The organism is Franzmannia pantelleriensis, assembly GCF_900102875.1.
In the GTDB taxonomy this organism is placed as follows: Bacteria; Pseudomonadota; Gammaproteobacteria; order Pseudomonadales; family Halomonadaceae; genus Franzmannia; species Franzmannia pantelleriensis.
Map to the genome: position 1 here is coordinate 9,738 of NZ_FNGH01000027.1, position 6,902 is coordinate 16,639.

Annotated in this window: 7 protein-coding genes; 6 read left to right on the top strand and 1 reads right to left on the bottom strand. The window is 67.6% G+C overall.

What is annotated here, in order from left to right; genetic code table 11:
• The 4 genes from BLT16_RS20170 to BLT16_RS20185 all read left to right on the top strand — a co-directional run.
• Positions 1–681: metal ABC transporter solute-binding protein, Zn/Mn family (locus BLT16_RS20170; RefSeq protein ID WP_176817295.1), on the top strand; the 681-nt coding region annotated here is incomplete at its 5' end.
• Positions 682–768: 87 nt separating this feature from the next.
• Entirely contained in the window at positions 769–1,452 is a 684-nt protein-coding gene (locus tag BLT16_RS20175; protein WP_089660735.1) for an ABC transporter ATP-binding protein, read from the top strand.
• The gene (locus BLT16_RS20180; protein ID WP_245701785.1) at positions 1,449–3,929 is read left to right on the top strand and encodes an ABC transporter permease; all 2,481 of its coding nucleotides are present in this window, start codon (positions 1,449–1,451) and stop codon (positions 3,927–3,929) included. Before BLT16_RS20175 ends, BLT16_RS20180 begins: the two co-directional genes overlap by 4 nt.
• Positions 3,926–5,086, top strand: coding sequence for a lipocalin-like domain-containing protein (locus BLT16_RS20185; protein ID WP_089660736.1), 1,161 nt, complete (start codon positions 3,926–3,928; stop codon positions 5,084–5,086). The genes BLT16_RS20180 and BLT16_RS20185 overlap by 4 nt, the downstream gene beginning before the upstream one ends.
• Positions 5,087–5,098: 12 nt before the next feature.
• Here the strand turns inward: BLT16_RS20185 and BLT16_RS20190 are convergent, their stop codons facing one another.
• Positions 5,099–5,905 carry a helix-turn-helix domain-containing protein gene (locus BLT16_RS20190; RefSeq protein WP_089660737.1) on the bottom strand — a complete coding sequence of 269 codons (807 nt, stop codon included), beginning with the start codon at positions 5,903–5,905 and terminating at the stop codon, positions 5,099–5,101.
• Between the two features lie 337 nt (positions 5,906–6,242).
• Between BLT16_RS20190 and BLT16_RS20195 the strand changes: the two genes are divergently transcribed.
• Together BLT16_RS20195 and BLT16_RS20200 are read left to right on the top strand one after the other, a co-directional pair.
• Positions 6,243–6,692, top strand: coding sequence for a hypothetical protein (locus BLT16_RS20195; protein ID WP_089660738.1), 450 nt, complete (start codon positions 6,243–6,245; stop codon positions 6,690–6,692).
• Between the two features lies 1 nt (position 6,693).
• Positions 6,694–6,902, top strand: a 209-nt coding sequence (locus BLT16_RS20200; protein WP_176817296.1) for a tripartite tricarboxylate transporter permease, incomplete at its 3' end; no start/stop codon positions are given.

Sequence of the window (6,902 nt, forward strand, 5' to 3'; positions counted from 1 at the left end):
CATGACCATGGCCACGACGACCACGACCATGACCATGGCCACGATGACCACGACCATGACCATGGCCACGACGACCACGACCATGGCCACGATCATGATCATGAGCACGGTGAGTACGATCCCCATGCCTGGCAGGACCTGGCCATGGCGCAGACCTATGTGGTCAATATTCGCGATGGCCTGATCGACGCCGACCCGGACAACGAAGAAGCTTACCGCGATAACGCCGAGCGCTATATCAACGAAATGGAAGCCACCGACGCCGAAATCCGCGAGCTGCTCACCGAGATACCGCCGTCCAGCACCATCATCACCGGCCACGACTCCTTCGGCTATTTCTCCAACGCCTATGGGCTGCGCTTCCTGTCCCCGGTGGGGCTGTCCACCGAGGCCGAGCCCAGCGCCGCCAACATGGCCGAGCTGATCGACGTGATCCATGATCAGAACGTCCAGGCGCTGTTCCACGAGAACATGACCAGCCCGGCAATCATCAACCAGCTTGCTGAAGAGACCGGCCTGGAGGTCGCTGGCACCCTATACGCTGATGCCCTGGCCGCCGAAGGCGAAGCCAGCACTTACCTGGGCATGATGCGTCACAACGCCAGCACCCTGCATGCCGCGCTGGCCGATCCCGATCACGACGCGCATGACCATGACCATGATCACGATCATAGCCACTGATAGCTGACGCAAGACGGCTTCGGCGCCACCTACGGGTGGCGCCTTTTTTATGCAACACTCATGGCGCGTCCCTCAGGTGAGCCCCCTATGCTAGAGCTGCACCAGGTCAGCAAGTCTTTCACCACGCCCCAGGGCCCGCTCAGGGTACTGGAGGGCGTCTCGTTGGCCCTCGCCGCCGGCGAGAGCCTGGCGCTGATGGGTGAGTCGGGCAGCGGCAAGTCGACCCTGCTGCACCTGGCCGCGGGTCTCGATGTGCCCGACACCGGCGAGGTTCGCCTGGCCACCCGAGTGCTCTCGTCGCTCTCCGAACCCGAACGGGCCGGCCTGAGACGCGAGGCGGTGGGGCTGGTATTTCAGCAGTTCCATCTGGTACCCAGCCTCAGCGTGGCCGACAACCTGAGCCTGCAGGCACGCCTCGCCGGCCGCCACGACCCGGCCTGGTGCGATGAGCTGCTGGCGCGACTGGGGCTCGGTGACATGGCCCAGCGCTACCCCGAGCAGCTCTCCGGCGGCCAGCAGCAGCGTTTGGCCATCGGCCGCGCCCTGGCGGTGCGCCCCGCCCTGCTGCTGGCCGACGAGCCCACCGGCAACCTCGACGAGACCACTGCCGACGAGGTCCTCACCCTGCTGCTCGGCCTGGTCCAGGCCAGCGGCTGCGCGCTGCTGATGGTCACCCATAGCCCGCGGGTGGCAGCACCGCTGGACCGCTGCCTAACCCTGGCCCACGGCCAGCTCGGCGCCATCCGCAACGCGCACGGAGCCAGCCGGTGATCGCCGCCGCTGGCGCCACCCTGCTCTCCCACTACCGGCGCCATCCCGCCCAGCTGGTCATGCTGCTGCTCGGGCTGTGGGTGGCCAGCGCGCTATGGAGTGGCGTGCAGGCGATCAATACCTCGGCCCGGGACAGCTACGACCGCAGCGCCGCGCTGTTCGACGCCGGGTTGGATCGCCTCGAGCGCCGCGACGGCGAGGCCCTGCTGCTCGACGACTATCTGGCGCTGCGCCAAGCAGGCATCGCGGTGTCGCCGATAATCGAAGGCGAGCTGGTCCTGCTGGGCAGTGAGCGGGTCACGCTGCTCGGCATCGAGCCGCTGACCCTGCCCGATACCAGCGGCATCCAGGCCAGCGGTGGCCCAGAGGCGCTCAGTGACTTTTTGCAGCCGCCATGGCGCACGCGGCTGGCCGCCGACACCCTGGCCTCGCTGGCATCGGCCCGTCAGGAGGGGGGGCTGGTCAGCGCCGAGGGCCGCCGCCTACCACCGCTGGTACTCGATAGCAGCGTACCGCCAGACACCCTGATCACCGATATCGGCGTGGCCGGTAGCCTGCTCGGCCTGCCCGCCGATGCCATCAGCCATCTACTGATCGCCCCCGGCGACTCCGCCGAGCTGCCTAGCCACTTGGTGCGACTCCGCGCCGAGCGGCTGGCCGACCCCGGCCAGCTCAGCGACAGCTTTCACCTCAACCTCACCGCCTTGGGCCTGCTAGCGCTAGTGGTAGGGCTATTCATTGTGCATGCCGCACTCAGCCTGACCCTGGAGCAGCGCTTGGGCATGCTGCGTACCCTGCGCGCCCTGGGAGTGCCTGGCACGACCCTGGTCGCCCTGCTCGCCGCGGAGCTGCTGGTGCTGGGCCTGATCGGTGCGCTGCTGGGGATCGTCAGCGGGGTGTGGCTGGCCGGCCAGCTGCTGCCGGACGTAGCGGCCAGCCTGGCGTCACTTTACGGCGAGCAGGTCGGCGGCGAGCTGACGCTGCCCTGGCACTACTGGCTGGGCGGTATCGCCATCACCCTGGGCGGCCTGTTCAGCGCTGGCGCCACCACCCTGTGGCGGGCGGCACACCTCGACGTGCTGGCGCTGGGTCACCGCCAGCGTTGGCGCAGTGGGCTGCAGCGTCAGCTGGCGTTAATGGCGGTGGTGGGCGCCGGCCTGTGGCTACTGGCCCTGGCTCTATGGCTATGGCTGACTGGCCAGCCCCCGGGGGAGCGGCTGCTGGCCGGCTTCGCGCTGGTTGCCGTCGGCCTGCTGGCGGCCACGCTGTGGCTGCCGCCGCTGCTCGGGCTGCTGCTGGGCTGGGCGGTGCGCGGGCTGCGCCATCGCCCGCTGGCGCAGTGGGCGCTGGCCGACCTGCAGCTGCAACTGCCACGCCTGCAGCTGGCGATGATGGCACTGCTGCTGGCCCTGGCCACCAACCTCGGCGTCGGCAGCATGGTCGGTGGCTTTCGCCTCACCTTCCTCGACTGGCTCGACCAGCGGCTGGTCGCCGAGGCCTACCTGCGCCCGCCCGCCGAGCGCTTCGAGGCAACCCAAGCCTGGCTCGAGGCCCGCGACGAGGTCGTTGCCCTGCTGCCCACCCGCCGCGCCGATGCCAGCCTACATAGCGATAGCCTCGATGCGCGGCCGGTGGGCGTCTACGGCATCACCCCCACCAGCCAGCTGACCCAGCGTTGGCCGTTGCTGGATACCACGGCGGGGGTCGATCTGGCCTGGCAGGCCTTCGCCCAGGGCGACGCCTTGGTCAACGAGCAGCTGGCGATCGCCACCGGCCTGGGGCCCGGAGACCGCTTCACCCTGAGCAGCCCCGAGGGTCCACTCGAAACGACGATTGCCGCGGTCTACCCCGACTACGGCAATCCCCGCGGCGAGGTGACACTGACCACTACGGCACTCGCCGAACGCTTCGCCGCACCGCCTGGTAGCCTCGGCATCGTGCTCAGCGAGGGCAGCGGTGTGGCCGCGCTGGGCCGCGAGCTCGACCGCGCCATTGACCTGGAGGGCGCCAGCCTGCTCGATCAGCAGGGCGTGAAACAGCAGGCCCAGGCAATCTTCGAGCGCACCTTCACCATCACCCGCGCGCTGACCGTGCTGACCCTGGCCGTGGCGGGGCTAGCACTGCTCACCAGCCTGCTCGCCCAGGGCGGTGAACGCCGCGCCCAGCTGGCGCCCCTATGGGCGCTGGGGGTGACCCGGGGCAGGCTGGCCGTGGTGTCGCTCGCCCAGCTTAGCCTGGCGGCGCTGGTCACCGCGCTGCTGGCAATCCCGCTGGGCATCGCCCTGACCTGGGGGCTGGTGGCGGTGATCAACGTCGCCGCCTTCGGCTGGCGGCTGCCACTGCATATCTTCCCCAGCCAGCTATTGCTGGCCCTGGGCCTGGCGCTGGCGGTGGCCTGGCTGGCCGCGCTGATTCCCCTCTGGCGGCTATGGCGCAGCCGCCCCCGCCAGCTGCTGATGGAGTTCTCCGCCTCATGACTCGCCGCCTGCTGCTGGTCGCTGCCGCCCTGCTTGCCCTGGCACTCGTGCTGCGCCCCAGCGCCGTCACCGAATCACCGCAGGGCTTCGCCGGCCTCGGCGCTGAGGCCGAGGGCTACGCCCAGGCAGGCCCCGGCCAGCCGCTGCGCTTCCCCGACGACCACGGCCCCCACCCCGACTATCGCATCGAGTGGTGGTACCTGACCGCCAACCTGAAGGATGAGCAGGGTGAGCCGCTGGGCATTCAGTGGACGCTGTTTCGCCAGGCGCTGGCGCCGCCGGACGCCTCGCCGGACGTCCCGGTGCAGCCGTGGCAGAGCCGTCAGCTGTGGATGGCCCACGCCGCGCTATCCTGGGGCGAGCGGCATCTGGTCGAGGAGCGCTTTGCGCGCGGCATGTCGCTGCCCGACGCCGAGGCAAGGCGCGCCCAGGCCGGCGCCGTGGCCGAGCCCTTCGCCGCCTGGCTCGACGACTGGCGACTGAGCAGCCGGGTGGTCGACCCGGCGGGGGATACCTTTGAGCAGCTCGAGGTCAGCGCCCGTGGCCAGGACACTGGCCAGCCGTTCGGCTACCGTCTGACGCTGACCGCCGAGGGACCGCTGGTGCTACACGGCGAGGCAGGTTTCAGCCAGAAGTCCGCCGACGGCCAGGGCTCGTTCTACTACACCCAGCCGTTCTGGCGGGTGGAGGGCGAGGTCGAACTGGATGGCGAAACCCATCGCGTCAGTGGCCGCGGCTGGCTCGACCGCGAGTGGAGCAGCCAGCTGCTGGGGCCCACCCAACGGGGCTGGGATTGGTTCTCGCTGCACCTCGACGACGGCCATAAGCTGATGGCTTTTCGGCTGCGCGGCGGCGGCCAGGAGGGCGGCGACTACCTGTCGGGCAGCTGGATCGCCCCGGATGGGCAACTGACACCCTTGAGTGGCGACGACCTGGCGCTGATCCCCCAGCAGACCAGTCGCGTGGCCGGCCGTGAAGTGCCTACCCGCTGGCGGCTACAGCTAGCAGAGCAAGCGCTGAATCTCAAGGTTGCGGCGCGCCATCCAGAGCGCTGGATGGACACGGCTTTCGCCTACTGGGAGGGCGAGGTCACCGCCCATGACCGCGACAGCGGCGAGCGCCTCGGCGAGGGCTACCTGGAGATGACCGGCTATTGACTCGGCTGGCGCTCAGTGGCGTGCCCGAAAGTGCTGCTCCCCCGGTGCCATGTCGTTGTGCACTGCGGCCAGCAGTTCGGCATCCAGGGAGGGGTCGTCGAGAGAGAGCAGCCCACACTGCGACAGGGCCTCACGCAGGCCCACCTGCTCGTCGAGTCGCTCGAAGAGGACGCGTACGCAGCAGGGCATCCGCTCGCTGTTGTCCGCCACGCCGAGCTTGAGACCCGTCAATCGTGCCACCTGACTTTGAAAGCTGGGAAAGAGGATCGTCTGGGTAAGCTCGTGACCGTTAAGCGTCTCATGATCCACCAGGAAGATCCGGTCGGCCAGCTTGACGGCCACGCCCTGGTAGCGGTTATGACAAGACCGGGGTTTGGCGGGCGTCTGCATACGCTCGGTGCGCTGATAGACGACGCCACTCTCCCGCTCCTCCAGGCACACCAGGGTACGGATCAGGTACCCGGGGCGTGACATCGAGTGGTAATACTCGAAATAGCACCCCAGGTAGCGCGCCATGCCCTCACGGCCACGGTTGAGCAGATCATCCGGCCAACTGACCCCCGATACCTGACTCAATGCCGTCGGCACCCTGCCCGCCTGCACCAGGGTGCAGAAGTCCTCATGGGGCAGGTAGAGCTCGTGCTCTTCCACCCCGAAGAAGGCACACAGGCGCTGCATGGCGGCATGCCGCGGTCGGTAGCGGCCCTTCAGGTAGCGGTTGAACTGGGCGCGATTGATCTCGAGCCGCCGGCACACCTCGGCGATGGAGGGGTAATAGCTGCACAGCAGGCGTAGGTTGGCAACAAAGTCGTCGTTCATATCACCGGCCTCCGGCGCCTAGGAAACACTGCACAAATGCCTACACGAGCGAATCGCTGCGTTGCGCGGTGCTCAGAATCCTCACATATACCCCATATGCTCCGGTTCCTGTGCTCCGTGCGCCTTGCGCTTCATCTCGCTCGGCGATTTGTTCAGCGATTCCCCAAGATAGATGGTGCAGTCTGATGCACTCACGTTGGCGGATAGTGCACTGGAGTGCAACGCAGCGCCAAGTCCCAGCGCCTTCGATTGCTGTTTCAATCATGTCACGAAGCCAGCGGGCTCGCGGCAATATGCACCATCGGCACCCTCAAGAACAACGACCGAAGGCAATATCATGATACGCACGAATTTCTGGTCAGGACTCGCGACTGCCGTCCTTGCGGCAGTGCTGTTGGCCTGGATCATTCCGACCTACGGCGGCAGTGGCTTTGCGATCGGGATCCAGCCCCAACGCCTCGCCTCCCTTGGCGCCTGGCTGATCCTCGGCTGTTCCATCACGCTTGCCCTGATCAGCGCCGTCGCGCTCCTGCGTCGCAGCGCCCCCTTCATCGTCATGCCGGATGTCGGCCAGCTCTGGCACCTGCTGTGGCCGTTCCTCTACGTGCTCGGCTTTATCGTGTTGGTCGACCGCTTTCCACTGACCTGGGTCGCCCCGCTGCTGATCGGCGGCCTGCTGCTGATCCTCGGCGAGCGACGCTGGTACCTGCTACTGCCGGTGGCCGTGGTCCCGGCGCTGGGGCTCTACGTCCTGACCGCTCACCTGATGCGCATCGGGGTGGTATGACATGATCGGATTCGATGCCATCTTCACCTCCTTTTCCGCGGCCTTTCACTACCAGTCCATCGCCATCATCCTCGGCGGGGTACTGCTCGGCTATATCGTCGGGGTAATTCCTGGCCTCAACCGCTCGGTGGCCATCGCCATCGCCATCCCGCTGACCTTCTACATGTCGGCCTATGCCGCCATCGCCTTTCTGATCGGCCTCTCCAAGGG